The sequence below is a fragment of the Microtetraspora malaysiensis genome (assembly GCF_001528665.1).
Lineage (GTDB): Bacteria > Actinomycetota > Actinomycetes > Streptosporangiales > Streptosporangiaceae > Microtetraspora_A > Microtetraspora_A malaysiensis.
On sequence record NZ_BBYJ01000024.1, the window covers coordinates 264,225 to 289,640 of the forward strand.

The window sequence follows — 25,416 nt, forward strand, 5'->3', positions numbered from 1 at the left end:
CGCCGCGCCCACCATTCGGGCTCGCACCACCGGCGACAAGCACCAGCACGGTCGACGACTGTCGATCGGATATCGCCGAAGTCGCTCACGCTCTGGCGTGACGGCGCGATCGCAGCGATCGCGGCCACCCCCTTCGACTCGACTGGGCATCTCAGTCTCTGGCACCTGTGGGTCGTTGGTGCCGTGGAGGGTGTGGTGGAGGCGGCGCGCCGGCCGGCCTACTCCAAGACGGTCGCCGCGTTCGCCGGAGAAGAGCGCCCGGCGCGGGCCAATGGGCTGGTCGGCCCGGCCGATTCGCAGGATCCCGCGAAGCGAGAACCCGGCCGGGCCGGAAATTCACCAGCAGGAGGGGGACAGAACGGCGACTGAATTCGTTAACCCCGCAGCGTTATCGAAAAACACGGCAGGCTCCCACCCAGTGCAGATATAGCCCGACCGGGCCAGACCAAAGATAATCGGCCGAGTTCTGCGCTATGGCCAGGCGGGCTCACCCGCCCCCTCGGGGCGCACGACCATCCCGTCGGCTAATATTCGGCCATACCCTCGCAGAACACGACTTGAAGTGTGAACGTTCACACCATTCAGCGGCAATTAACTCGGAGCAAAGAGCATGGCATATGAACAGGCGCGCGATTACCCCGACGTGTTCGAGCATTTTTCCATCACGGAAGGTGACCGACCAGATGAGTCATGCTATCTCTACGCCCCGGTCTTTCCTATTCGAACAGGCGGGATGAAGGCCGTCGTCAAACGGACGACAGGCCCCGTGACCGCTGCCGCCGCGATCTCCCGCTGGCTCCGCGCCCTTGTCGCGCAGGACGTGCACGCGGTGACCCCGCTTCCGCTCTCCATGGAGAACCCGGCGGAGATCGGCGACCGGGTATGGGTGGCCTACCCGTGGGTCGAAGGCCGGCCCTATGACGGATCGACGGCCGACATCACCGCGGCCGGCGATCTCCTCGGTCGTGTTCACTCAGCTCAGGTGCCCGACGAGGACATGCCACGGTTTCCCTGGCCTGACCACGACGCGGCCTCGGTCGAGGAGGATGTGACCGGCCTGCAGCGCGTGCTGGGTAAGTACACGCCTGACCTCCTCGACGTGGTGCTGTCCAGGATGTCCCCATGGCTTGTGTCCTTCATGACCGAGACGCTGCCGCCGGTGCGCGACGCGGACCTTCCCAGAGCCGTGGTCTCCATGGACTTCAAGGCGAACAATCTGGTGTATGCCGAGGACGGGCCCGTCCTGATCGACCCCGACAATGCCGAATACGCTCCGAGGTTGCTGGATCTGGCGCTGTCCGCGCTGCTGTTCCACTATGAATCGACCGGCTCTCCGCCTCGGCTGTTCACCAGGGGTGAATGGGCGGCGTTCCTGACAGCATACCGTCGCCATGTCGAGCTCACCGACAGCGAGATCGCATTGTGGCCTACGGCGCTTCGCTACATGCTCCTCGAATGGGGTACATGGACCCTCATTGACGCCGCCGAGTGCGATGACTGGGACGATCCACACAAGCAGGCGTTCCTCATCGACCTTGCCACGGTTGACATAGCCAAGTTTCCTCTCGAATAGTCCATTAACCGATAGCTCCCTCAAAGCCAATTCTGTCGGGATTGGAGGAGGAAGAGTGCGGTGAGGTTGTTCCGGTTGATCCCGAAGACGAGTGAAGCCCCCGCAGAGCGGGGGCTTCACAACCTCCATTGTCGGCAAGACAGTCGGAAGGCTACGTCCAAGCGCAGGCCTGATCGCTTACCTGAGGAGCGTCGGAGGATATCCGCGATACCGGGCCGTCAGCCACCGATCAATGTCACCATTCGGGAACCGAACCACCGCCTGCGGGATTCTGCGAGCTCACGGAGTTTGGCCGGCCAAGGGCCCATCGCAGGCTATTGCACGATCACGCCCGGGTCAGCGGCACTTGAAGCGGCGCTGGGGGCTGAACTTGTGGGTTCCCACACCATCGACCACATAGCTGCGGTAGGTGAAGGTCGTACCGGCTTTACATCCCTTGCTAAGGGAGAATCCGATGCTGCCGTACCAGGACTTGCTGGCCAGATCCTGCCACCCGTACCACCGTTTACGCTGGAGAACGCCCGTGTAGTGGAAACCCCCCGGGCAACTGGATGACCAGACGCTGGCGTTGACCGTACGACCGCTCAAGTAGGGCGGGTTGGCCCCCCACGAGCAGCGAGCGGCCTCGGCAGAGGCCGCAAGGGACAGAGTCTGGCCGCCCGCGGAGTTCATCGAGGCGTCGACAGCCGCGTTCGGGGCGGTGAAGCTCTGCGCCGCGGCATTCGATGTGCTCACCGGCGTTATCGAGAACACACCTGCCGCTACCGCGACACTGATCTTCATCATCGTCTTCATGTCCTTTTCCTTTCGGTCATGAACGGCTGTTGATCGTGCTCAGAAGAAACACACCGGATTCTGTTCGTGGGCGTATACTTCCCACCGCGAATACGCCCGAGGTGAGTATCGACGTGAGTGTGACGAGGAGTCTCCTCCCAGAGTTCTCGTGGAAAACAGAGCGACGCCATGAAGCCTAGGGAGAGACCCGCACGACGGCGTCAAACCGCGGTTCGAATCGTCTGTACGCTTTTTCGCCGTTTCCGCCTTCACCCCGGGTTGAGCGAATATTCCCGTCTACTGCGGAAGTCACAGAGGGCACCGGCAGCACACACCGGTGGCCTGCCCGGCCTGCCCGCTGTACCGCCCGCCGTATGAGCGGCGACCGGCCAATATGAATGAGCGGGGTCGCCCTCCCGTCACCCCGGAAAGCACCATCGTTCGAGGGGCCCATTCAAAAGGTGGCCGACTGCAACTCCCGTGGTATGTCTCGGGATTGATGCGCCCCGGCCGGTTTCGGAGTTAGCGTGACGGATGCCCCTCAGCGCCGCGCCGGGCCTCCGGCGGCTGTCCTCGCTCAGCCCCCTGGTCCTCGACAGCGCCCTGGCTTCCTCCCTGGTCGTCGTCACCTGGCTGTGGGAGCTTTACGGACCCGACATGGGACGTCCCGTCGACCTGCCGGCCATGATGCTGACCTTGCTCGCGAACGGGCCGCTGGCGCTGCGCAGGCGCGCGCCGCTGTCCGTCCTGGCGATCGTCACGGTCGCGGCGCTCGTTTACCACATGCAGGGCTACCATGCGGGCCTCAACAGCATCGGCATGATGGTGGCCCTCTACACGGTCGCCGTCCACCGCTCCTGGAAGGCCGACCTGGTAGGTGTCGCGTTGGTGGTGCCCGTGTGGACGCACGGATCGTCGCTCCAGGCCACCGTCGCCCTGCTGTCGGCGCTCGGGCAGTCGCTCCTCATGGCGGCCTGTACGGTGGGCGCGGGCCTCAGCGTACGGCTGCTGTCAGAGCGCACCAGGCAGCTCGCCGAGCTCGCCGAGCAGCTCCGCAGAGAGCAGGACGCCGCCGCCAACCGAGCCGTCACCCGGGAACGCCTGCGGATCGCCCGCGAGCTGCACGATGTCGTGGCCCATCACATGTCCGTGATCTCGGTGCAGGCCGGTCTCGGCCGCTTCGTCGCTCTGTCCCATCCCCCCACGGCGCACGCGACGCTGGGAGTCATCGCGGACACCAGCCATGAGGCACTCAACGAGTTACGGCGCCTGCTGTCGATCCTTCGGATCGAGGCGCACGAGGACGACGAGGGGCTGTACGCCGCCGCACCGGGGCTGAGGGACCTCGACGCCCTCGCGGAGCGGCTCCGTGCGGCGGGCCTGTCCGTCGAGATGATCGTCGAGGGCACGGTGCGGCCGTTGCCGCCCGGACTGGAGGTGTGCGCCTACCGGATCGTCCAGGAGTCGCTGACCAACGTGCTCAAGCATGCCGGGCCCGCCCGGGTGGAGGTGGCGATCACGTACGGCTGGTCCACGCTCACCGTACGCGTCACCGATGACGGCTCCGGCGCCGCCTCTGTGTGGCCGGAGCCGGGATCTGGCGGCAACGGCTTGATCGGTATGACCGAGCGTGTCAAGCTCTATCAGGGCACGCTCAAGGCGAGCCCGTTGCCGCAGGGCGGCTTCGAGGTGCTGACGATCTTCCCGCTGCCCCACCCGGCGAGGTCGAGTGAAGCAGGTTCATGATCAGCGTGCTGGTGGTCGACGATCAGGTGCTCATCCGTGCCGGCCTGGCGGCCCTCCTGCGCGCGGCGGGACTGACGGTGGTGGGCGAGGCCGCCGACGGCGAGGAAGCGGTACGGCTCGCCGCCACGCTCCGGCCCGAGGTCGTTCTCATGGACATCCGGATGCCGGGGATGGATGGACTCCATGCCACCGAACGGATCCTGGCCGCCGCCGAGCCGCCCGCGCCCAAGGTCCTCATCCTGACCACCTTCGACCTGGACGAGTACGTCTACAACGCGCTGCGGCTGGGCGCGGGAGGCTTCCTGCTCAAGGACACTCCGCCAGAGCGCCTCATCGCCGCGATTCACACGGTCGCCTCGGGCGACATCCTGCTCGCGCCCACCGCCACCAGACGGTTGATCGAGGCCTTCGTCGACCCGCCCGCCGCCGCCCCTCCCCCGGAGCTCGACCGTCTGACCACCCGTGAGACCGAGGTACTGCGCCTTGTCGGCCACGCGCTGTCCAACAAGGAGATCGCCCAGCGCCTATCGGTCAGCGAGGGCACGGTCAAAACGCACCTCAACCGGCTCATGGCCAAGCTGGGGCTCGCCAGCCGCGCCCAGGCGGTCGTCCTGTCCTACGACTCCGGCCTGGTCAAGCCGGCCGGCTGGTGACGTGACCCCTGCGGGCGAATCCTGACCACCGACGCGCGGCCCTGACTCCGGGGAGTTCACCAAGGCCGCGGGCACCTTTGGCCGGTCAGTAACAGCCGGCTCGTCCACTGCGGCACGGTCTGCTTGGTCGCCTCCGGCTCTTCGGCCGACGCATCGGCCCGTGCAGGGTGGCCCGTAGCCGCTGCGGCCGTCGGCGTAACCCGGTCCGCGATCTCGGCCGAAAACCCGTCCACGTGCTTGCCCAGCGTGTCGTCGAGCCGCAGCTTGGCGCGCTGTTCGATCGGTGACGCTCGCTCTGGGTTGAGCCGGAGGGGAGCGCGCGGGGAGCGAACGAGGAGAACAAGGGGAGCAGGCCGGGATCGCACCGGGAGCATCTGGGCGAATCATGTGCCTCAGCCGATCATCTGTCGGGCCCGATGCGTCAGGCCTGATGCCGGGCCTGATGCCGGGCCTGATTCCGAGGAATGGGACGTTGACATGACCCTGCGAAGCGCGCGGCGACCATGACGCTTCACCAGGAGGTCGCCTCGGGGCCTGACTCCATCGGGGCCACCCCGCCGGTCGTCGAGCTCCAGAGCGTGACGAAGACGTTCGGCACGGTCCGGGCGGTGCGCGGAGTGACTCTGCGGATCGATCCCGGACAGGTCTACGGTCTCCTCGGCCCGAACGGCGCGGGGAAGACGACCCTGATGCGGATCCTGGTCGGTCTCGTCCGGAGCGACGCGGGCACCGTCCAGGTCCTCGGCCGGCCGCCGGGTGACCCGCGGACGCTGCGCAGCATCGGCGCGCTGATCGAGTCGCCGGCGTTCGTGCCGCACCTGTCGGGGCGCGTGAACCTGCAGGTGCTCGCCCGGGCGCGCGGGCTGCCCGACGCGGAGGTCGTCCGGGTGCTGCGGGCCGTGGACCTGGACGGCGCCGCCGACCGCCGCGTCACCGGTTACTCCCTCGGCATGAGGCAGCGCCTGGGTGTCGCGGGCGCGCTGCTCGGCGACCCGTCGCTGCTCATCCTGGACGAGCCGACGAACGGCCTCGACCCCGAGGGCACGGCCTCCATGCGCTCGCTGATCCGCGACCTGGCCGGCTCGGCCACCGTTCTGCTCTCGTCCCACCTGCTCGGCGAGATCCAGCACGTCTGCGACCGCGTCGTGGTGCTGGACAAGGGTGCGGTCGTGGCGGAGGACTCGGTCTCGGCGCTGCTGTCGCGGTCCGGGTCGAGGTCCGTCATCGTCCGGGCCCGGCCGATGGACCTGGCGGAGAAAGTCCTGAAGTCGAACGACGCCTGGTCGAAAGCCGTCCGGGCCGGAGACGCCGGCGATCCGCACGTGCGGCTGGAGCTGGACGGGGACGGCGTCCCCGGGCTGGTCCGGGCGCTGGTGGAGGCGGGAGTCGAGATCCACGAGGTACGGCGTGAGCGCCGGTCGCTCGAGGACGTGTTCTTCGCGCTCACCGGAGACCACTCAGCGGGGAGCGGCACATGAGGAACGCACTGGCCTCCGAGGCGCTTCTGCTGCGCAGGCGCCTGGCGCCGTTCGTGGTGGGCTGCACCTGGATCGTGCTGGTGGTGGGTTTCGGCTTCGGCGTCCCCTACATCGTGTACGCCACGCTCGACCCGGCGAAGACGGCGGACCGGGCCGCGCTGCTGGAGATGCTGCTGCCCTCCGCCGCCCACACCACCGCGGTCGGCAGCTATCCCATGTTCGGCGGGGCGATCATGCTGATTCTCGGTGTGCTCGTCACCGGTGCGGAATACCGCTGGGGGACGTGGCCGGCCCGGTTGTCCCAGGGGCCCGGCAGAGCCCAGGTCGTCATCGCGAAGGTCCTGGTGGGCGCCGCCGCGGTGGTCGTCATCGCGGCCGCGGCGCTCGCGGCGTCGATGGTGACCTCCGTCGTGATCGCGTCGGTCGAGGGGCGGCCGCTCACCTGGCCGGCCGTCTCCGCGGTCGCCGCGTCGCTCGGCGTCGCGGTGTTCATCTCCGTGGCCTGGCTGAGCCTCGGCGCCGCGCTGGGGGTGATCTTCCGGGGCGTCGGCACGGCCCTCGCCGTGGGGCTCGTGTGGACGCTCGGCCTGGAGAACGCGCTGTCCGGCCTCGCCGGGGTCGTTCCGGCGCTGGAACCCGTGCGCGTGATCCTGCTGGGACCCACCAGCGGCTCCCTGGTCGCCGCCCTGGGCGTGCCCTCCCTGAGCGAGGGGGGAGCCGTGGGAGTGGCGGCGTACGTGAGCGGGCCGGTCGCCTGCGCCGTGCTGCTCGCCTACACCGCCGCCGGAATCGCGGTCGCGACCGTCCTGATCCGCCGCCGTGACATCACGTGACGCCGAGTACCTCATCCGGGAGGCCGTCTTGACAACCCAGATCCCCGCAGTCGTCCGTCCGCGGATGCGTACCGACATGGCGTTCCTCGAGACCCGGGACGGTGTGTACGTTCGCGGGCACGGTGACGGCTTCGTCATCAGGGGCGCGGGGGCCTACCGCTACCTGTCGGCGTTGCTGCCGCATCTCGACGGCTCCACGCGGCTGAGCGACCTCCTGGCCGGGCTGCCCCCGGCGCACGCGGACAGCGTCAGGTCGCTGATCGTCACGCTGGCCTCCCGCGGGGTCATCACCGACGTGCCCGAGGGCGGCGCCGACGTGGATCCCGAGCTCCGGGCCCGGTTCTCCGGTCAGATCGCCCTGCTCGAACACCACGGCGACGACGGCACGGGCTTCCTCCGCGCCGCGACCGCGCGGGTTCTGGTGGTCTGCGAGGATCCGGCCCACGCGACGGCGCTGGCGGACGCGTTGACCGCCAACGGTGTCGGCAGCGCCCCCGGGGGCGCGGTCCTGACCGACACGGCCGGCGACGTCTCCGCCGTGGCCCCGAGCGGCGCCGACGTCGTGTGCCTGATCGCCGCGGATCGACCGTCGTCCGCGCTCTTCGGCCTGGCCGACCGCGCCCGCGCGACGGGGGCGGCGTTCGTCCCTCTGGTACGCGTCGGAGACCGCCTGGTCCTCGGTCCGTGGCAGCGCGGGGACCGCGAAGGCGCGTGCGTCTATTCGGCCGTGCTGCGCATGAGCGACAACGCGATTCCGGGCAGCGCGGACGTGTGGCAGGCGGCGGTGGCGGGCGCCGCCGCGGCCGCCCCGCCGGCGGCGCTCCCCGGCGCCGCGGTGTCCATCGCCGTCAGCATCGCCGGTTTCGAGGTGTTCAAGGCGCTCACCGAAAGCATCGCCTCCGACATCGCCGACGCCGTCGTGGTCGTCGATCCCGATCGCCTGACCGTCGGGATCGAGCACGTCGTCGCCCATCCCGCCTCGCCTCAGGCGCCGGCGGCCCGGGTTCCCCGCGACGAGCCGGACGGCGCCGACGTGTCCCCGGTCGAGCGCGCCTACCAGCGTTTCGCGCACGTGGTCGCCGACACGGTCGGCATCATGCGCGGGTTCGACGACGACGCCCTCTCCCAGGTCCCCGTCAAGGTCTCCGCGCTGGTCGCGCCGGCCGCCGACCCCGCGCCGATCGTCGCGTTCGGTTCGGAGACTCTGCTCGAGGCCAGGGTGGCGGCCCTCGAAGAGGCGGCGCTGCGGTACGCCGTCAACGCGCAGCGCCGATGCGGCGGCCTCCTCGCTCCGGCCCGGCCGGACGCCGAGGTCGTCGAGGCCGGCCGGTTGCAGAGCTGGCTGGGCGGCGCCCCGCTCCCCCGCGACCCTCTGGTGGCGGCGACGGACCTGGCCGGCTCGGGTTCGCTCGCCGTTCCCCGTGCCGCCGTTCTCGCGGGCCCCTGGGATCGCAAGGACGCCCGGTTCGAGCCTGATCTCGTCGGAGTGGCGGCCGGGAGCACCCCGGAGACGGCCCTGTCCAGGGCGCTGCTCGGGGCGGTGGGCGCGTACACGATCGCGGCGGTCGCGAGAGACGACATCCGGGCCGTCCCGGTGGACGACCTGTCGGCGGTCGACGGCGATCCGCAGCAGCTCAAGCGCCTGGCCATGCTCGCGCGGGCGGTGCGCGAGGACGGCCGCTCGGTCGCGTTCCACCTGGCTCGCGGTGTCGTGCCGGTCGCGATCGTGGTTGTGCGGGACGGCGCGGGCACGGAACTCGTCGCCCGGGCGGGCCGCACGTGGCTCGACGCGGCGGAGCACGCGTTGCTCGCCGTCGCGGGCGCACGCCAGATCGCCGGGTCCCCGACGGGCTGGACGACCGGCCCGTGCCTGCCCGCGGCTCCCGCTCTCGACGGTTTCACCCTGTCGGGACGGCGGGACGGCGGGGACGACCCGTCCGCGCTGTCCGAAGCCGTCGATCACGACACTGTCGTCGCCCGGCTGCGCGCCGCGGGCATGCGGGCCGCCGCCGTCGACCTCACCCCGCCCGACCTGGCCGGGGTCACGACTGTCACCAGAGTCCTGCTGTTCAGGCAGCGCTCGCCGCAGTGAGGAGGGTTCCATGTCCGAGCTGGCCCGAGAGCTGGTCGCTCTCGAAACCGTCACGTTCGAGGTCGAGGACATCCCCGACCTCGGCCGCGACGCCGTCGATTGGTGCAGTTCCAGCACCAGCACGTCCAGTTGCTCGTCGTGCAGCACCTCGAGTTGCTGCAGTTGCACGAGCAGCAGCTGCGGCAGCACCAGCTGACTGGACGGCCTGAGACGGAATCCATGGAAAGGAGGTGAATGACCATGGCTCTCCGAGATGAACTGCTCGCCCTTGAGACCGCGACGTTCGAGATCGCCGACATCGGCGATGTCGGGCAGGACGCCGCCGGTTGGTGCAGCTCGTCGTGCAGCTGCTCCAGCTGCTGCTCGTGCAGCACGTCCAGCTGCTGCTCGACCAGCACCAGCACGGGATGCGGCGGCGGCTAGACCCCGCATTCGTCCAGTCGGCATCAGATCAGGAAGGCACAGGATGAGCAAGACGCTCGGCCTCGAGCTGCTCGAGCTCGAGGCGGCCACCTTCGAGGTGGTCGACAACATCGACCCGTCGATGGACATGGCTGCCACCAGCTCGTCGTGCAGCTGTTCCAGCTGCTGCTCGTGCAGCACGTCCAGCTGCTGCTCGACCAGCACCAGCACGTCCAGCTGCGGCTGATCCACAACTGAACCCTGCGGGCCAAGGGCCCTGGCCCGCAGCAGTCACTCAGCCCCGTAGCCAGCCCGCACGGAAGGTCCGCGTTCCTTGACGAGATTGACAGAGGAGACCACCGCCCCGCCGACGGCGACGCCCGCGCGACCGGCCGCCGCCGTGCTCGGGGAACGGATCGCGTCGGTCCTCTCCGGGTCGGCGGCCGGCCGCCGCGGCGCGGTGGACGTCGCCACGCTCGGGGTTCCCGGCGACACCGATCACTTCACGATCGCGGGGCACGCGCGGGACCGCGCGCCCTCGGTCAGCGTCCGGCGCCACGACGGGACGATCATCGTGGCCGCCACGCCGGGAGGCGGCGGCCCGTGTCCTCAATGCCTCGACCGGCGCTGGACGGGGTGCAGACCCATGCTGGAGCGGCGGATCCTCGACGAGCCGCACGGCGTCGTCCGCTCGGAGGTCACCCCACCGTCCCCGCATGTGATCTCGATCGTGGCCGCGCTGGTCGAGACGGCCGCGCGGCACGCCGACGACGACGCGCCGACCCAGCCCGTGTGGGAGATCGACACGCTCACCGCCCGGATCGACCGCTTCAGCCTGATCAAGGACTCGTCCTGCGAGTGCTCGGCGCCCGAGCCGGACACCGCGGAGAAGGCGCGGATCCGGCTCGCCCCCACACCGGCCGCGCGTCCCGGCGCGACGCGATCACGGGCGCCCGAGGACCTCCGCCTGCCGATGGACGCCCTCGCCAATCCGGTGTGCGGGATGCTGGGCCGGCCGCCGCTGCGCGTCTATCACGCCACCGCCACCGCTCCCGTCACCGGCCGGTTCCTGGCCCGCAGCAAGTACGGCCTGCACGAGATGTACTGGAGCGGGCACGCGGAGAGTTACGGCCGCAGCGAGCTGCTCGGCGTGCTGGAGGGACTCGAACGCGACGCGGGCCAGCGCGCCCGCGGCGTCGAGGTGGCACGGTGGGCCGCGGTGACCGAGCTCGACGTCCCGTACGTCTCCATGGAGCAGTGCGGACTCTACGACCCGGCCTTCTACCGGACCCACACCGACAAGTACGTGCCATGGCAGGAGAACCCTTCCGTGCCCTGGGTCTGGGGGTGGTCGCTGCGTGACGACCGGGCCGTCCTGGTGCCCGAACAGCTCGTGTACTACCTGGACCACCGCGCCGGCCACCGGAACACCGTCCAGGAGTGCTCCAACGGCTGCGCGTCGGGAAGCTCGGTCACCGAGGCGGTGCTGCACGGCCTGCTCGAGCTCATCGAACGCGACGCCTTCCTGATCAGCTGGTACTCGGGGATCACGCCTCCGGAGATCGACCTCGACACGGTGGACCACCCCCTGGTCCAGCAGATGCGCGCGCACGTCGACCTGCAAGGCTATGACCTGCGCTGCTTCGACGTCCGCGTCGACGTGCCCGTGCCGGCCGTGGGAGCGGTCGCCGTACGGCGGGACGGCGGGCTGGGGAGCCTGTGCTTCGCGGGCGGCGCGTCGCCCGACCCGGCCGACGCCGTACGGGCCGCCGTGTGCGAGGTGGCGTCCTACGTGACCGGGTTCCCCGACCGGGTGGCGGCGTCCCGCGAACACGTCGAGCTCATGGTCACCGACTATGACCACGTCGGCGAGCTGGAGCACCACGCGCAGCTGTTCGGGATGCCGGAGATGGTGCGGCACGCCGAACACTGGCTGCGCCAGACCCGCCGCACCCCCCTCGACGACGCCTTCGCCGACTGGACCGCCGGGCGCGGGCCGGTCACCGATCTCGCCCGGACCGCCGGGGAGATCGTCGGCGTGCTCGCCGAGGCCGGGTTCGACACCGTGGCGGTCGACCAGACCACGCCGGAACAGCGGTCGATGGGGCTGCACACCGTCGCCGCGCTCGTTCCCGGGCTCGTCCCGATCGACTTCGGGTGGCGCAGGCAGCGTGTGTTGTCGATGCCCCGGACCCTGTGGGCGCCCTATCGGGCCGGGCTGACGCCTCACCCCCTGCGGCCGGAACAGCTGCATCTCGTCCCGCACCCCTTCCCGTAGGAGTTGAGCCCTGGTGAGTACGCCGCCCCGCCTTCGCGATCAGGGGCCGCAGAGCGGCGCGGAGATCGCATTGGACTACGCGCGACGCATGTTCGAGCGGCAGCACCTGCCGCTGCCGCCTCTGGGGTTCCAGGTGGATTGGGCCGACCAGCCGTCCCGGCACAAGCTGTACACGGACACCGTCAAGACGCCGCTGCCTGAGCCGTTCCGTTCGATGCCGCCGGTGGGGGTCGGCGCCGCCCTGCGGGCCGCGAGGTCGCCGCGGGCGGACGCCCCGGGCGTGCCGGACCTCGGCGTCCTCGCCTCGATGCTGGGCTGCTACGGGGTGACCGGCCGCCGGACCACACCCAACTGGAACGACGACAGCCACGCCAAGATCCGGTCGGACCAGGCGGTCTGGGCGCGGCCCACGGCGTCCGGCGGCGGCATGTACCCGGCCGAGAGCTATCTGGTGGCCGGCCGCTCCGGGCCGCTCCCGCCGGGGGTGTACCACTACGACACCGCGCACCACAGCCTCGACCGGCTCTCGACCGGTGACCGGTGCGGCGCGATCGCGGCCGCCACCGGAGTGCGGGCGGAGCTGTACGCGGTGGTGACGCTGCGCTTCTGGAAGAACGCCTTCAAGTACAACTCGTTCAGCTATCACGTGGTCACGCAGGACGTGGGCGCGCTGCTGGCCTCGTGGCGGCTGGTGCTGGCCGCCCACGACACGCCGCTCGAACCGGTCCTGTGGTTCGACGAGGCGGCCGTCGGCGGCGTGCTGGACGTGGACGGGCACGACGAGGCGCCGTTCGTCGTCGTCCCGCTCGGCCGCACGACCGCGAACCTGTCCGCGAACCCGACCTCGGGGGCGGGTGAGGCGGCCCGGGTCGACGCCGGAGCGGCGCACCGCGTGTGGGAGCAGTCCAGCCGGGTGCGCTCGTTCGAACTGGTCAGCCGGGTCCACGCGGCGGCCCTCGTGGGCGACCGGCCACGCCCGGGCCCTGAGGCGGCGCGGGCCGGGGCGGTGGCTCTGCCGGAGATCGCGTCGGGAGACGCTCTGCTGACGCTTCCCGGTCCCGCGCCGGAGGCCGCCGATCTCGACGTCGGGAACAGCCTGCGCAGCCGGCGGACGAGCTTCGGCCTGTTCAGCGCCCGGCCGCCGCTCGACGCCCGCGACCTGGGCTGGGTGCTGTCGTCGGTCGCCGAGGCGGGCCGCACCGGGACGGACGTCGCGCCCGCCCCCCGCGAGCACGCGTGGACCGGGCAGTGGGTCCTGTCCAACAGCGTCGCGGGACTGGAACGCCGGGTCTACAGATATGACGCCGCGCGGGGCGGCCTGATCGCCGGCGCCACGCTGGACGTCGGCCGGCTGCAGCAGCTCTACGCGCTCACCAACTACAGCCTCCAGGAGGTCGCCGCGGTCGTCGTCGTCACCGGGCGGCTGGACGCGCTGGTGGAGGCGTACGGCGCGCCCGGTTACCGGATGCTCAGCATCGAGGTGGGCCAGGCGGCCCAGACGGCCTACCTCGCGGCCACCGCGCGCGGTCTCGGCGTCGGCGCGGTGCTCGGGCTCGACAACATCGGAGTCGACGAGCTGCTGGGCATCGAGGGATCCGGCGAGAGAAGCATGATCTTCATGCTTCTCGGCCACGAGCGCGCCCCGCGGCTCGGCTACGACCACAGCCTGTACCGATTCGACGGCCACGGGAAACCAGGCGCGGCGGGAGAAGGGAGCATGCGATGACGGACCTCCTCGTCCATCCGGCGGCGGGATTCGGCGCCGGGGAGGACGCGGGCCGCTGGCGGCTCGGCGAGGCCTTCCTGCTCAGGGTCGCCGGCCGGCCCGCCGACGTCGTCACCACGCTGCGTACGGGCGGCGCCGTGGAGTGGACCCGGCGCGTCTTCGAGCGGGAGGCGGCCAGGGACGCGGCCGGGGCGAGGCTCCGGGAGGAGATCGAGAAGGCCGTCGCCGCACTCGGCGGCGGCGACCCGAGCCGGGTCGCTCTGATCAACCTGCGCCGGGACGTGTTCAACGCCCGGCGCCCCCGCCCGGCCACGCTGGCCAAGGCGGATCCCGCGCTCACGCCGTCCGCCGCCGCACTGCTCGCGGACTGGCGCCGGGCCATGGCATCGCTCGACGGCGTGGTGGCCGAGGGCGGGGAGATCCTCGCCGCGGACATCGCCGCCGCCCGCGTCCGGGCCCGGACCGTACTGTCCGACGACGCGCTGCGCTGCGCGGTGCTGCTGCAGTCGGAGGTCCTCGAACGGAGCATGGACCGCTACCTGGATCCGGCCAGGAAGCTGGACAAGGACGGGCGGCAGATCGAGGGGACACTCCTCGAACTCCTCTACCGCGCCGCGCTGAAGACGAGCCCCTTCAGCACGCTCACCTCGGTCGGCCTCGGGCGGTTCACTCCGGACTCGCCCCGTCCGGCGCCCGAGCCCGCGTCGCTTCGGCAGCGTTCCACCGTGCGGCTCAACGTCGCGGTGCTCGCCCGGCTGTCGGCCGTCATCCTCGCGGATCCTCTGGTGCGTTCCGAGATCACGGTCACGCTCGCGCCCGGCGCCAGCATCGACGACGAGACCGCGCGTTACGTCCGGCGCAGGACCACCGCCGGAACCGATCCGGACGCGGTCGTCACGATCGACGGCGTCCACGAGGATCTGTTCTTCCTGCCGAGCGGGCCGGCGCTGAACGACGTCGTCACGATCGCCAGGCACGCCCGGCTCACCCTGCGCGAACTCTCGGAACGCGTGGCCTCGGCGGCGGAGGACCGGACCGTCGAGGCGGCCGACCGGCTGCTCGGGCATCTGCTCCGGCTCGGACTGCTGCTCGCGCCGGACCTCCAGATCGACCTGCGGTCACACGACCCCGCGGCCGCGTTCGCCACCGGTCTCGCCGCCCAGTCCCACCCGACGCTGCGCCGGGTCGCCGCGGTGCTGACGCAGGCAGGTGAGCTCGTCGCCCGCTACCCCGCGACTCCGGCACGCGGGCGGGCCGTACTGCTGGCCGAGATCCGCGAGCGGGTCCGGGACGCCTTCGCCCTGGTCGGCGCGCCGGAGCGGCTGGTTCCGCGTACGTTGATCTACGAGGACACGACGATCACCGGCGACGGCATGGCCACCGACCGCGGCGCGTGGGAGAGCAGGGCGCTGCCGTCCCTGGCCGCGCTCGCCGACATCCTGCCCGCGTTCGACATGAGCCTTCCGCGCCGGCTGACCGCCGCCGGGTTCTTCCGGGCGCGATACGGATCCGGCGGCCGATGCGACGACGTGGAGCGGTTCTGCCACGAGTTCCAGCGCGACTTCTTCTCCCCCTACGCCCAGCGCGCCATGCGCCGGCGCGCCTTCGACGAGGGCAACAACTACGTCCCGCAGGAGAACTGGTTCAAGATCTCCGAACTCACCGCGCTGGACCGGGCCCGCGAGGCGGCGTCGCGGCACCTGCGCGGCCTCCAGCCGGACGCCGGCCGGACGGACGAGATCCGGCTGGGCCCCGCGTTCGTGGACGAGGTGCGGCGGCATCTGCCGGCCGACCGCAGGTTCGACCAGCCGTGGTCGTTCTTCGTCCAGCTCGCGTCCGCGTCCGGCCGGCCGGACGAGGGCAGGCTGGTGCTCAACCAGGCGTACTCGGGGCTGACGTTGATGTTCTCCCGGTTCGCGCACGGCCTGGACTCCGGCGGGGCGGGCGCGCGGGAGCTGCTCGCGGAGACCCTCCGCCGCTACACGCCTCCGGGAGCCGTGCTGGCCGAGCTGCGGGGCGGCTACGAGACGACGAACCTCAACATCCATCCGAGCGTCACCGACTACGAGATCGTCTGCCCCGGCGACATCAGCGCCCGGCCGGTCGACGAGCAGATCCTCCTCGACGACATCGTCATGGTGCACGACGAGCGGGCCGACCGGGTACGGCTGATGTCCAGGCGGCTCGACCGCGAGGTGATCCCCCTCTACCTGGGCTTCCTGCTGCCGATGGCGCTGCCGGAGGTCCAGCAGGTCCTGATGTGCTTCGCGCCGGGCGGGATGGCGCAGATCGACCTGTGGGCCGGCACCGGGCAGCCGGTCCCCGCCGAGGGCATCACGATGTACCCGCGCCTGGTGCTCGGCGACCTCGTGCTCCAGCGCCGGATGTGGAAACTGAACACGAGCGCGTTCCCGTTCAGGGATCCGCGGCACAGCGACGCGGAGCACCTGTTGAAGGTCCAGCGGTGGCGGCGGGAGCACGGGCTTCCCGACCGGGTGTTCGCCCAGGTCGACACCTCCGAGCGCAGGAGCGGCCCCGACCAGGACGCCGAGGCGGCCCGCCCCGGCAACGACCGCAAGACGTCGCGCAAGCCGCTGCCGGTCGACTTCGACAGTTGGATGTCCCTGCGGCTGTTCGAGCAGTTGGCGCTGGGCGCGTCGTCGCGCATCGTGCTGACCGAGTGCGGCCCCGACCTCGACGAGCTCTGGCTCCGCGACGAGCACGGGCGCCCTCACGTCGGCGAATTCCTCATCGAGCTCTACGACACGGCAAGGGGTCAGCATGGGTGACAGCACCGGTGACGAATGGGTGGCGCTGCACGTCTTCTACGCCAGCGACGCCAATCCGATCGTGGTCGAGGCCGTTCGCCCCCTTGTCGAGGGCCTCCGGAAGGACGGCCTCATCAGCGGCTGGTTCTTCATCAAGTACTGGCAGGAGGGGCCGCACCTGCGGGTCCGGTTCAAACCGGCGTCGCCGTCGGTCCGTGAGGAGGTCACGCGCCGGGCCGTCGGCGCCGTGGAGGAGTTCCTCGGACGCCGGCCCGCGCTCTACGAGAACGACGCCGAGGGCCTGGCCGACCTCTACAAGAAGATGTACCTGGCTGAGTACGGCGAGGCGCGGTGGAACGAGGAGTACGGCGCGGGCGGCCGGATGCCGTTCCGGCCGAACAACAGCGTCGCGGTGCTGCCGTACGAGCCCGAGTACGACCGCTACGGCGGCGCGGCCGGCATCCGGATCGCCGAGTGGCATTTCGAGCATTCCAGCGACATGGTCGCCTACCTGCTCGCCACGTCGAACACGCACGTGCGGCCGGTGCTGCTCGGGCTGGCCACGCAGCTGAGCCTGATGACCGCGTACACGTTCCTCGGCGACGACGACGCCGTACGCCGGTTCTTCCGGCGGTACCGGGACTTCTGGGAGACGTCGTACCAGGAGCCCTCGGACGGCTACCACGACTCCTTCGACAAGAGCCTGGAGCTGACCCGCGACACGTTGTCGGCGCGGGTCGCCAGGATCCGGTCGCTCGCCGGCACCGGCGATATTTCTGAGTCGTCCGGCATCGAGCGGACCTGGCTGTCCCACTGCCGGGAACTGCGCGACCGCGTGCGGGCGGCCGCGGGCAGGGGCGAACTGCTGTTCCCCTCGCGCGACGGCGGCGCGCCGGCGCCGCTGCCCGACGGGGAGGATCTGGCCGCGATCCTGCTGAGCTCGTACGTGCACATGACCAACAACCGCATCGGCGCGGCCATCCTGGACGAGATCTACCTCTCCTATCTCATCGAGCGGGTGCTGGAGCCGGAGGCACACCTTGCGAGGTCCGCGTGACGATCGCGGAAGACGGCACGCATCTTCCCCCGGCGGGAGAGAACCCCGCATGGCTCGATGACGCCCGCCCCCGGCTCAGGCACACCGTTCGGGTGGGGCCCGCCCTGACCAAGGGGACCGCCACCGTCCACTTCGTGGCCGACGGCGAGACGCAGGCCTACCTCCAGGTGGGCCCGCGTGAGGCGTTCCTCATGGCCTGCCTCGACGGCGAGCGCAGCCTCGCCGAGATCGGCGTCGAGTACGCCACGCGGTTCGGCCGGCGGCTCGGCGACGAGCACTGGCGGCAGCTGCTCGGCCTGCTGGCCTCTCGCGGCCTTCTCGACCCCGCGGACCCGGGCCTGCTGGATCGCATCAGGGAGAAGGCGGCGCTCGCGCGCAGGTCCGAGGGCCGCTCCCCCTTGCTGTGGCGCATGCCGATCCCCGGCGCGCACGACCTCGTGCCCCCGGTCGCGCGCCGCCTCGGCTGGCTCCTCCGGCCGATCATCGCGGTACCCCTCGCCCTGTCCGGTCTGGTGGTCTGCGCGCTCGTCGCCCTGAACTGGCCGGCGCTCTACGCCTCCCTGCGGGAGGCGCGGTCGCCGTGGTGGGTGACGGCGCTCGGCATCCTCATCTCGTGGGCCATGATCGGCCTCCACGAGTTCGGTCACGGGGTGGCCTGTCACCGCTACGGAGGCCGGCCCACGCAGATCGGCCTCATGTGGCGCTTTCCGCTCATCGCGCCCTACTGCAAGGTCGACGACGTCGTCACGTTCCGCGGGACGAGCCACCGGGTCGCGACGTCCTTCGCCGGGATCTACGTCAACCTCGTCGCCCTGCTGCCCTTCGGCGCGCTGTGGCTGTGGGGCCCTGACTCCGGCTGGCCGCACAACCTGGCCGCCACGCTCCTGCTCTTCGGAACCGTCACCGTCCTCGTCAACCTGTTGCCGGTGCTCCAGCTCGACGGCTACCACATGCTCGAACACGCCACATCGACGCTCGGTCTCCAGTCGGAGTCCTTCCGCTTCGCGGCGGCGTTCGTGCGCCGCGGGCCCGCCGGGGTGCGCGACTATCCGTCCCGGGCGAGATGGATCTACGCCGCCTACACGGGGCTGTCGGCGGCGATCCTCGGCCCCGCGCTCGTCCTGCTCGTGACGGTGTGGTTCGGTACCCTCGCCGACCTGTGGGGCCCGACGGCCGCCGCGCTCGTTCTCGCCGCGGAGGGGATACTCGTCGTCGCCTTCCTGACCTGGGCCCTGCGCAGGCGGCGGTCGAAGGGCTAGCAGCCGTTCTCGCCTCCGGGGGCGTCGACGACGACCGTGCCGGCGAGGAGGTCCGCGTAGGTCCGGCCGGACGCCGTGCAGATCATCGCCGCCTGCGCGGCCACCGCGGCGTACGCGCACGCCGCCAGCACGGCGCCCCTGCGCTGCGTCTGGGACGTCCCGCGAAAATCCCACACCGCCTGATGCCCGATCTCCCAGGGGATCGCCGTCTTCAGCACGGTTCTGAGCAGCGCGGCGGAGTACGGCACCGGCGAGTCCGTGTCGCGCGTACGCACCTGGAGCCGGAGCAGGCGTTTGCCGGGCGAGCCGCCCGTCGCCTCGGTCGCCGCGAGCCCGCAGGCGAGCGGCGTGGTCACCGCGACCGCCACGAGAAGGCGGGCCCGCGCGCCGCCGGGCCCGCCTTCTCGTGGCGACGGGCGGGGGGTGCGGACGCGCCGTGACTGAAGGAGGCCGATGAGCGCGAGTGGCGCGCAGACGACCGCGTAATCGACGGCGGTCGCCCCGGCCCGCCGGGCGAGGCGGGCGAGCCGGCCACCCCGCGGGGGCGTCATGCCGTCGCCCCCGGCGCGTCGAGCGGATATCCGGCGCCGAGGGCTCCGTGGCGCAGGGGCGGCTGGACTGAGGACGTATGCCACAGGCTCCGGTCGCCCCGGAGAATCGCCTGTTCCAGGTCCTTCAGGAGGGGGCTCGGCTCAAGACCCAGCTCGTCGATGTACAGCCGCCGCGTCTGGCGGTAGGTCGCCAGCGCCTCCGCCGTCCGTCCCGACCGGTGCAGCGCGAGCATCAACTGGGCGCGCGGCCGTTCCCGGTAGGGCTGCTCGGCGATCAGGCGGTAGAGCTCGGCGGTCACCTCGGCGCTCCTGCCGAGCGCGATCTCCAGATCGATCCAGTCCTCCTGCGCGGACAGCCTCCGCTCGGTCAGCTGGACCGCCTCCCGCTGCATGATCCGGCCGGGAACCCCCGACAGCGGGGGCCCCTGCCACAGCGACAGCGCCGACCGCAGCCGGGCGGCGGCCAGCGTCACCTGCCCCATCGCGGCGAGTCCGCGCGCCTCGCCGAGCCGCCGTTCGAAGACAGCGGCGTCGAGGCGCCACTCGCTGAGGTGGATGGCGTACCCCGCCGGGTATCCGGTGATCTCGGCTTCCGCCACGCCGATGTCCCGCAGGCGGCGCCTGAGCATCCAGACGCAGTTGTGGATCTGATGGCGCGCCCCGTCCGGGGGGTGGTCGTCCCACACGGCCGTGATCAGCGACTCGACCGGCACCATGCGGTTCGCGCTCAGTAGGAGCGCGGCGAGCACGACCTGCTGCCGCGAGCTCCTGAGGTGCACCCGCCGGCCCTCGTCACCGAGTTGGAGTGGCCCCAGAACGCAAAACTCGATCTTCGGCATCGGACCTCCGCCTACTGCTGTGTGATCGTCCATTACCTGACCAGAAAGCGGTATATCGCCGGTCCACCGCCGGTCCACGACGGCACTCGTCCCTTCTCCGGGCCGCCAGGTGGCCTGGTAGCCCTTGGCAACTCCTGATCACGCGGACCCGGGAAGACTGTCAGAGTTCATCCTGATTTTTAGCGATCAACCCTTTACGAGCGCGCACATGAGATCGAATATTGGGGCATTGATCACGCTCTTTACTGCTCGTAGGACCGACTTGACTGAACTCCCCGCCTGGTCAGCGCTACTCCGGAGCACAAGCGACATGGAATTCGGCTTGCTGGGACCCCTTGTCGTCAAGGCGGCCACCGGGCGGGAGCTCTGCCTGAAGCGTCCGAAACACCGCCAGCTCCTGGCCGCGCTCCTCCTCCGCCCCAACACCACGGTCGCCTCGGGGCTCCTCATCGACTACATCTGGGGCGAGCGGGCGCCGAAATCCGCCCGCGGCAACCTGAAGACGTACATCTGGCAGCTGAGAGGGATGATCGCGGCGCTCGACCACCGCGGAGCGCGCATCGAGACGGCCGGCAACGGCTACCAGATCACCGTACGACCCGACGAGCTCGACATCCTCTTCTTCCACCGGCTCAGCCGGCAGGGCAGCGAGGCTCTGCGCCGCGGCGACATCGCCGCGGCCGAGGCCGCCTTCAGCCAGGCGCTGGACCTGTGGCGCGGAGAGGTGTTGCAGGGACTCACCCTCTCCGAACCTCTGAACGCCTGGGCGGGGATCCTGGCGGAAGACCGCCTCCGGGTGATGGAGGACCTCATGGAGGTCCGGATCGCGCTGGGACGCCATTCGGAGACGATCGGCCCGCTGCGCCGCGCGCTCCACGAGAACCCGCTCAGGGAACGGCTGTGGGGCCAGCTCATGCTCGCGCTCTACCGGGACGGCAGGACCAGCGACGCCCTCCTGGCGTACCAGGACCTCCGCCTCCACCTCATCGCCGAGATCGGTACCGAGCCGGGGCCGGCCGTCCGCCACCTTCACCAGCGCATCCTCGCCGCGGATCCCGGACTCGACGCCGGGCGGGACCGCCGGCCCACGGCCCTCGCGCCGGCCGGCGAGGACCCGCCGGGTAGAGCGGCGACGAGCGCTCCCTCTCCGGCCGACGCGCCGGCGCAACTGCCGTCGGACGCCGGACCCTTCATCGGCAGAGGCGGTGAGCTCGCCCGGCTGGGCGCCCTCCTGTCCGCCCCGGGAGCCGGCCGCGGGCTGGTCGTCGCCATCGACGGCCCGTGCGGAGCCGGCAAGTCGCGGCTGGCCGTCCACGCCGCGCACGCCGTCGCCTCGGCGTATCCCGACGGGCAGCTCTACGCGGACCTCCACGGCACGACCCCGGGCCTCGCCCCGCTGACCCCGGACGAGGTGCTCGCCAGATTTCTCCGGTCCCTCAACGTGCCCGAGACCGGCTGCCACCTCGATGAGGCCGCCGCGCTGTTCCGGACCCACACGGCCGGCAGGCGAATGCTCATCGTGCTCGACAACGCCGTCGACGCCTCCCAGGTACGGCCGCTGCTGCCGGGCGGGTCGACGTCGGCCGTCCTCGTGACCAGCCGTTCCAGGCTCACGACCCTGGACGCGACCATGCGTCTCCATCTGGACCGGCTGAGCGAACGCGAGGCGACGGACCTGCTCGCCGCCTGCGCCGGCCACGAACGGGTGCGGGCCGAACCTCAGGCGGCGGCGCGGACGGTGGAGTTGTGCGACCGCCTGCCACTCGCCGTCCGGGTCGCGGGCGCCCGCCTGGCCGACAACCCCCACTGGCCGGTGGCCCGACTGGCCGCGCGACTCGCCGACGCCGGTACCAGGCTGGACGAGCTGAGCCACGGCGACCTGTCCGTCCGGGAGAGCCTGGCCGCGGGCCACGAACTCGACCACCACCCGGAAGCCGGCGAACTCTTCACGCTGCTCGGCCGGCTCGACATCGCGGAAGTGACCGCCTCCCTCGTCGCCGCGCTCGCGGACCGGGATGCCGACGACGTCCAAGCCTCCCTTGACACCCTGGTCCGCGCCCGGCTTCTGGAGAGCGGCGCACCCGACCGCTATCGCATGCACGAGCTGATCAGGCTTTTCGCACGGGCGCACGCCGTCCGGCCCGAGGGCGGCTGGGAGTGCGCCGGCCGGGCCGCCCACTGCTACCTTCTCGGCGTCGGGGCGCCCTTGCTGCTCAACCTCATCGGCGCCTGACGCGCTCCCTGGCCTCGGCCGAAGGCAGCGCCGAAGGTCGGAGCACCGCGGATGAATCCGATAGCCGAATCCGGTAGCCGATGCCGGCCCTCCGCCGCGCCGGGCGGGAACCCTGGCGCTGCCGGGCAGCGGGTGGAGCCGGGCGGCGGGTGGAGCCGACGACTCGCCCTGACCGTCGCCGAGCACCTCGCCTTCGTTCTGGGACGGTACGTCCTCGTGATTGCCGGTCGACAGGCGCACGCCACGCGGACCGCCTGGCCCGCGACGCCGACGTGGAGGTGGAAGCCCGCCGCCTCTGCGCGCTCCTCGACGGCCTTTCCCTCCAGGCCGTGCTCCATCCCGCAAGCCTCAACGCCGACAGCATGCTCGCCATCCTCCACCGCCACCTGACGGCCCTCATCTCAGAGGGCTCCGGCTGACCCGAGGCGGCATCCGAGCAGTTCCTCACGGCAGGGTGACGTTCAGAACCGCCCTGTCGACAGCGGAAACGTGATCCGCCGGATGGCCGACCGGGATCTGCGCCGGTTCCGCACTTCGCCACATCACCGCATCGGAAAGGCCACTTCCTGATCGTGGGAAGCGGCCTCCGCCATGTGGCGGAACCCAGGAGATCGAACTCCTGGCATCCTGCCGGCGAACACGTAAGCCGATCATGCTCATGATGCCGACGGCGCCGCGCTCCCCCGGTTGGCATCCGTCGCGGCCTGCACGAACTCGCGCACCCGCTCAGTCGTGTTGCCCGCCGGCCAGACCAATCCTCGTTCGATCGGCGGCGCGTCGCTGATCGGCACGTACGCGACATCCGGGCGGGGGTAGTACCGCCTGCTGTGCTCGCCCACCGGGAGGACGCCCTTGCCCATCGCGACGAGGGACAGCATCTCGGAGAACGTGTTGCCCGCCGGCCCTTTCGGGACGGGTCTGCCCGAGGGGGTGTGGTCGGGCGTGCGGTCGCGCTTGAAGTCCGCCGACGTGATCGACGGGTACTGCACGACGGGGTGTTCGGCGAGAACTTCGAGAGACACCGACTTCTCTCGGGCCAACGGGTGCCTGGCGGCGACGGCCAGTACGCGGCCCTCCGTCAGCAGGGCCGGGCCGCAGGCCATGCCGTCGAAAGGAAACGAGGCGAGGAGGATGTCGACGGAGCCGTCGAGCAGGCTCGATCGCGAGTTGAACAGCTGCACTTCGTGAACGTCGACCTCGCAGTCCGGGTGGCGCTCGGTGAACAGGCTGACCGCCCCGAGCAGCACCGGCGCGGTCCACTCGCCGAGGAACGCGACCCGCAGCCGTCCGACCACGCCGCGGCCGGCGTCGACGGCCCTGCGGATCGCCTCGTCCATCTGGGCCGCCAACGGCGCCAGGTCATCGGCCAGCTGCCGCCCGATCGAGGTGAGACGCACGACGCGGCTGGTGCGTTCGAACAACGGAGCCCCGATACGGCGTTCCAGCTTCTTGATCACATGGCTGATCCGTCCGGTCGTGACCCGCAGACGCTCGGCAGTACGGCCGAAATGAAGCTCCTCAGCGAGCGTCAAGAAGGTCTCGATCTCGTGCCGTTCCAGCATGGGCCGCTCCACCGTTGAATCTGAGTAAACGATCGTAGCCCGATCGTGGCTTGGTGGCCGCCGACGGATGGCGCATTGTTGAGAGCGGCATCCGGTCCGCGGGAGAAACCCGAAAACCGGCCCGACCACAACGCACGGAGTCACCCCTATGTTCAGCACCACCGGGCCCCTGGCCACCTCGGCCACCGGTGTGGTCCGCCTGCGCTACCAGCCGGGCGTCCGCCAGATGGCCTCCGTGCAGCTCCATACCGTCGACGACATCGACGCGGCCCTTTTCACCGACTGGCTGCGTCAGGCCTACGAACTGGAAGTGAAGTGAAGTGAAGACCATGCGCGTGAAAGCCTTCGATCACCTGGTGCTCAACGTCCGAGACGTCGAGCGTTCGCTTGAGTTCTACTGTGGGCTCCTCGGCCTGGAGCCGGTACGCGTCGCCGAGTGGCGCGCCGGCGACGTCGGATTCCCCTCTGCGAGGGTCACCCCGGAAACCATCATCGACCTGGTCCACCACCCCCGGGGCGAGTCGAACGTCGACCATATCTGCTTGGTCGTGGAACCGCTGGATTGGCAAGAGGTCATTGAATCGGGCGTCTTCACCGTCCTTGAGGGGCCTGTGGGCCGGTTCGGCGCACGGGGTAGCGCGACCTCGATCTATGTGCAGGACCCGGACGGCAACACCGTCGAACTGCGCTGGTATCCACAGGACGCCGAAGAGTCGTCCGGCCGGCGATCGTCCATGTAGGAGGGGTCGCCACGGCGGCTGATCCTGGTCAACTCCTGACGGCCCTGCCGGGCAGGCGGCGCCGCCATAGGGAAGGGGAGCGTGCTCGGCGGCAAGCCGAAGAACCCGATGGTCCGCATAGCGGCTGAGGCCGCCGGTAGGAATGATCGCGGGCGGCGGCGTGGCATGGCCGGCGAGTGCGGTCGGGCAGGGCGGGTCCCCGTAACACTCTGATGGGCGAGGTCGACACCGCGTCCCACTCCTCTCGGAAGCGGGACCGGCCCGTGGGAGGGGCCGGGTTACCAGGTGGCCTCCGCGATCAACCTCGCCGATCACGGCTGGTAGGTCACGGCTCACCCGATCGCCGTTCGCCGTTCGCAAGTCGCCGTTCGCGGGTCGCCGTTCGCGGGTCGCCGTTCGCGGGTCGCGGGATGGCTGTTCAGTGGTGGTTGGTTACTGTCTGTCGGTCCAGCGTCGGGGGCGGAGCTTGGAGTACCGGTGGAACCGCATTGAGACGGTCCCGTCCCCTTGATCGATCACCTCTACCCGGTCGGGGTGGCGGGACTTCCACTTGTTGTCCGCCGCACACAACGGCGCCAGGTTGTCCAAGTTCGTGCGGCCGGTCGGGTACCAGGGTTCGATGTGGTCGATCTCGGCCAGATAGGCGGGGACGTCGCAGCCTTCGCGGCAGCAGGTCCGGTACATGGCCAGGATCGCTTCCCGCTGATCGGCCGAGGCCAGCCGGCGCGCCCGCCCGAAGTCCCGCATGATCCCGTCCGCGTCGCGGAGCACCCGCCTCAGTTCGGCGGTGTAGGCCATCCTGCGCGCGTCCTGCGCGGGGATCGGGGTGCCGTCCTCCAGAAAGGCCGGCTC

22 protein-coding genes are annotated in these 25,416 nt (G+C 70.7%); 17 read left to right on the top strand and 5 right to left on the bottom strand.

Features of this window, described 5'->3' with window-relative positions; all coding sequences use genetic code 11:
* The first annotated feature begins 610 nt into the window (after positions 1 to 610).
* Positions 611 to 1,573 (top strand): phosphotransferase, encoded by a 963-nt coding sequence (locus tag AWQ71_RS29640; RefSeq protein WP_084259423.1) that lies wholly within the window; start codon positions 611 to 613, stop codon positions 1,571 to 1,573.
* 336 nt (positions 1,574 to 1,909) lie between these two features.
* Here the strand turns inward: AWQ71_RS29640 and AWQ71_RS29645 are convergent, their stop codons facing one another.
* On the bottom strand, positions 1,910 to 2,368 hold the full coding sequence (locus AWQ71_RS29645; RefSeq protein ID WP_067138926.1) for a hypothetical protein: 459 nt from the start codon (positions 2,366 to 2,368) through the stop codon (positions 1,910 to 1,912).
* A gap of 513 nt (positions 2,369 to 2,881) precedes the next feature.
* Here AWQ71_RS29645 and AWQ71_RS29650 point away from each other — a divergent pair.
* The 12 genes from AWQ71_RS29650 (at position 2,882) to AWQ71_RS29695 (ending at position 18,639) form a co-directional block, all read left to right on the top strand.
* Complete coding sequence (locus AWQ71_RS29650) at positions 2,882 to 4,093, top strand: sensor histidine kinase (protein WP_067138929.1); 1,212 nt, start codon at positions 2,882 to 2,884, stop codon at positions 4,091 to 4,093.
* Positions 4,090 to 4,746: a response regulator gene (locus AWQ71_RS29655; RefSeq protein WP_067138932.1), complete on the top strand. Its 657-nt coding sequence runs from the start codon at positions 4,090 to 4,092 to the stop codon at positions 4,744 to 4,746. Before AWQ71_RS29650 ends, AWQ71_RS29655 begins: the two co-directional genes overlap by 4 nt.
* A 503-nt stretch (positions 4,747 to 5,249) precedes the next feature.
* Positions 5,250 to 6,224, top strand: coding sequence for an ABC transporter ATP-binding protein (locus AWQ71_RS29660; protein WP_067138935.1), 975 nt, complete (start codon positions 5,250 to 5,252; stop codon positions 6,222 to 6,224).
* Positions 6,221 to 7,057: an ABC transporter permease subunit gene (locus AWQ71_RS29665; protein ID WP_067138938.1), complete on the top strand. Its 837-nt coding sequence runs from the start codon at positions 6,221 to 6,223 to the stop codon at positions 7,055 to 7,057. The genes AWQ71_RS29660 and AWQ71_RS29665 overlap by 4 nt, the downstream gene beginning before the upstream one ends.
* A 28-nt stretch (positions 7,058 to 7,085) precedes the next feature.
* Positions 7,086 to 9,149, top strand: a complete 2,064-nt coding sequence (locus tag AWQ71_RS29670) for a YcaO-like family protein (protein ID WP_157570649.1) — start codon at positions 7,086 to 7,088, stop codon at positions 9,147 to 9,149.
* A gap of 10 nt (positions 9,150 to 9,159) precedes the next feature.
* Entirely contained in the window at positions 9,160 to 9,345 is a 186-nt protein-coding gene (locus tag AWQ71_RS40725) for a thiazolylpeptide-type bacteriocin (RefSeq protein ID WP_084259424.1), read from the top strand.
* A gap of 44 nt (positions 9,346 to 9,389) precedes the next feature.
* Positions 9,390 to 9,572, top strand: coding sequence for a hypothetical protein (locus AWQ71_RS40730; protein WP_084259434.1), 183 nt, complete (start codon positions 9,390 to 9,392; stop codon positions 9,570 to 9,572).
* A gap of 313 nt (positions 9,573 to 9,885) precedes the next feature.
* The gene (locus tag AWQ71_RS29675) at positions 9,886 to 11,829 is read left to right on the top strand and encodes a TOMM precursor leader peptide-binding protein (RefSeq protein WP_067138943.1); all 1,944 of its coding nucleotides are present in this window, start codon (positions 9,886 to 9,888) and stop codon (positions 11,827 to 11,829) included.
* Positions 11,830 to 11,842: 13 nt separating this feature from the next.
* The gene (locus tag AWQ71_RS29680; RefSeq protein ID WP_157570650.1) at positions 11,843 to 13,555 is read left to right on the top strand and encodes a SagB family peptide dehydrogenase; all 1,713 of its coding nucleotides are present in this window, start codon (positions 11,843 to 11,845) and stop codon (positions 13,553 to 13,555) included.
* Positions 13,552 to 16,344 carry a lantibiotic dehydratase gene (locus tag AWQ71_RS29685; protein ID WP_067138949.1) on the top strand — a complete coding sequence of 931 codons (2,793 nt, stop codon included), beginning with the start codon at positions 13,552 to 13,554 and terminating at the stop codon, positions 16,342 to 16,344. Before AWQ71_RS29680 ends, AWQ71_RS29685 begins: the two co-directional genes overlap by 4 nt.
* Complete coding sequence (locus AWQ71_RS29690; protein WP_067138951.1) at positions 16,337 to 17,380, top strand: lantibiotic dehydratase C-terminal domain-containing protein; 1,044 nt, start codon at positions 16,337 to 16,339, stop codon at positions 17,378 to 17,380. The genes AWQ71_RS29685 and AWQ71_RS29690 overlap by 8 nt, the downstream gene beginning before the upstream one ends.
* Positions 17,377 to 18,639, top strand: a complete 1,263-nt coding sequence (locus AWQ71_RS29695) for a M50 family metallopeptidase (protein WP_067138954.1) — start codon at positions 17,377 to 17,379, stop codon at positions 18,637 to 18,639. The genes AWQ71_RS29690 and AWQ71_RS29695 overlap by 4 nt, the downstream gene beginning before the upstream one ends.
* Here AWQ71_RS29695 and AWQ71_RS29700 read toward each other — a convergent pair.
* Together AWQ71_RS29700 and AWQ71_RS29705 are read right to left on the bottom strand one after the other, a co-directional pair.
* Positions 18,636 to 19,190 carry an RDD family protein gene (locus AWQ71_RS29700; protein ID WP_067138957.1) on the bottom strand — a complete coding sequence of 185 codons (555 nt, stop codon included), beginning with the start codon at positions 19,188 to 19,190 and terminating at the stop codon, positions 18,636 to 18,638. The two genes, AWQ71_RS29695 and AWQ71_RS29700, sit on opposite strands and share 4 nt — an antisense overlap.
* Positions 19,187 to 20,029, bottom strand: coding sequence for an AfsR/SARP family transcriptional regulator (locus AWQ71_RS29705; RefSeq protein ID WP_067138961.1), 843 nt, complete (start codon positions 20,027 to 20,029; stop codon positions 19,187 to 19,189). Before AWQ71_RS29705 ends, AWQ71_RS29700 begins: the two co-directional genes overlap by 4 nt.
* 322 nt (positions 20,030 to 20,351) lie before the next feature.
* Here AWQ71_RS29705 and AWQ71_RS29710 point away from each other — a divergent pair, with 322 nt between their 5' ends.
* Positions 20,352 to 22,262, top strand: coding sequence for an AfsR/SARP family transcriptional regulator (locus AWQ71_RS29710; RefSeq protein ID WP_169806665.1), 1,911 nt, complete (start codon positions 20,352 to 20,354; stop codon positions 22,260 to 22,262).
* 80 nt (positions 22,263 to 22,342) lie between these two features.
* On the top strand, positions 22,343 to 22,681 hold the full coding sequence (locus AWQ71_RS44485; RefSeq protein WP_084259428.1) for a TetR family transcriptional regulator C-terminal domain-containing protein: 339 nt from the start codon (positions 22,343 to 22,345) through the stop codon (positions 22,679 to 22,681).
* A 237-nt stretch (positions 22,682 to 22,918) separates the two neighbouring features.
* On the opposite strand, the gene AWQ71_RS29715 is transcribed toward AWQ71_RS44485, so the two are convergent.
* The gene (locus tag AWQ71_RS29715) at positions 22,919 to 23,824 is read right to left on the bottom strand and encodes a LysR family transcriptional regulator (protein ID WP_067138966.1); all 906 of its coding nucleotides are present in this window, start codon (positions 23,822 to 23,824) and stop codon (positions 22,919 to 22,921) included.
* Positions 23,825 to 23,972: 148 nt separating this feature from the next.
* Here AWQ71_RS29715 and AWQ71_RS43425 point away from each other — a divergent pair, with 148 nt between their 5' ends.
* A complete protein-coding gene (locus AWQ71_RS43425; protein WP_218002013.1) occupies positions 23,973 to 24,143 on the top strand; it encodes a DUF1801 domain-containing protein in 171 nt (56 codons plus the stop codon).
* 10 nt (positions 24,144 to 24,153) lie between these two features.
* Entirely contained in the window at positions 24,154 to 24,564 is a 411-nt protein-coding gene (locus AWQ71_RS29720; protein WP_067139060.1) for a VOC family protein, read from the top strand.
* A 432-nt stretch (positions 24,565 to 24,996) separates the two neighbouring features.
* Here the strand turns inward: AWQ71_RS29720 and AWQ71_RS29725 are convergent.
* On the bottom strand, positions 24,997 to 25,416 hold a 420-nt coding region (locus AWQ71_RS29725), incomplete at its 5' end, for an HNH endonuclease signature motif containing protein (protein ID WP_157570651.1).

Coding starts and splice junctions, on each gene's coding strand:
- AWQ71_RS29640 (WP_084259423.1), top strand. CDS start 611: ATGGCATATGAACAGGCGCGCGATTACCCCGACGTGTTCGAGCATTTT.
- AWQ71_RS29645 (WP_067138926.1), bottom strand. CDS start 2,368: ATGAAGACGATGATGAAGATCAGTGTCGCGGTAGCGGCAGGTGTGTTC.
- AWQ71_RS29650 (WP_067138929.1), top strand. CDS start 2,882: ATGCCCCTCAGCGCCGCGCCGGGCCTCCGGCGGCTGTCCTCGCTCAGC.
- AWQ71_RS29655 (WP_067138932.1), top strand. CDS start 4,090: ATGATCAGCGTGCTGGTGGTCGACGATCAGGTGCTCATCCGTGCCGGC.
- AWQ71_RS29660 (WP_067138935.1), top strand. CDS start 5,250: ATGACGCTTCACCAGGAGGTCGCCTCGGGGCCTGACTCCATCGGGGCC.
- AWQ71_RS29665 (WP_067138938.1), top strand. CDS start 6,221: ATGAGGAACGCACTGGCCTCCGAGGCGCTTCTGCTGCGCAGGCGCCTG.
- AWQ71_RS40725 (WP_084259424.1), top strand. CDS start 9,160: ATGTCCGAGCTGGCCCGAGAGCTGGTCGCTCTCGAAACCGTCACGTTC.
- AWQ71_RS40730 (WP_084259434.1), top strand. CDS start 9,390: ATGGCTCTCCGAGATGAACTGCTCGCCCTTGAGACCGCGACGTTCGAG.
- AWQ71_RS29685 (WP_067138949.1), top strand. CDS start 13,552: ATGACGGACCTCCTCGTCCATCCGGCGGCGGGATTCGGCGCCGGGGAG.
- AWQ71_RS29690 (WP_067138951.1), top strand. CDS start 16,337: ATGGGTGACAGCACCGGTGACGAATGGGTGGCGCTGCACGTCTTCTAC.
- AWQ71_RS29700 (WP_067138957.1), bottom strand. CDS start 19,190: ATGACGCCCCCGCGGGGTGGCCGGCTCGCCCGCCTCGCCCGGCGGGCC.
- AWQ71_RS29705 (WP_067138961.1), bottom strand. CDS start 20,029: ATGCCGAAGATCGAGTTTTGCGTTCTGGGGCCACTCCAACTCGGTGAC.
- AWQ71_RS44485 (WP_084259428.1), top strand. CDS start 22,343: ATGCCGGCCCTCCGCCGCGCCGGGCGGGAACCCTGGCGCTGCCGGGCA.
- AWQ71_RS29715 (WP_067138966.1), bottom strand. CDS start 23,824: ATGCTGGAACGGCACGAGATCGAGACCTTCTTGACGCTCGCTGAGGAG.
- AWQ71_RS43425 (WP_218002013.1), top strand. CDS start 23,973: ATGTTCAGCACCACCGGGCCCCTGGCCACCTCGGCCACCGGTGTGGTC.
- AWQ71_RS29720 (WP_067139060.1), top strand. CDS start 24,154: ATGCGCGTGAAAGCCTTCGATCACCTGGTGCTCAACGTCCGAGACGTC.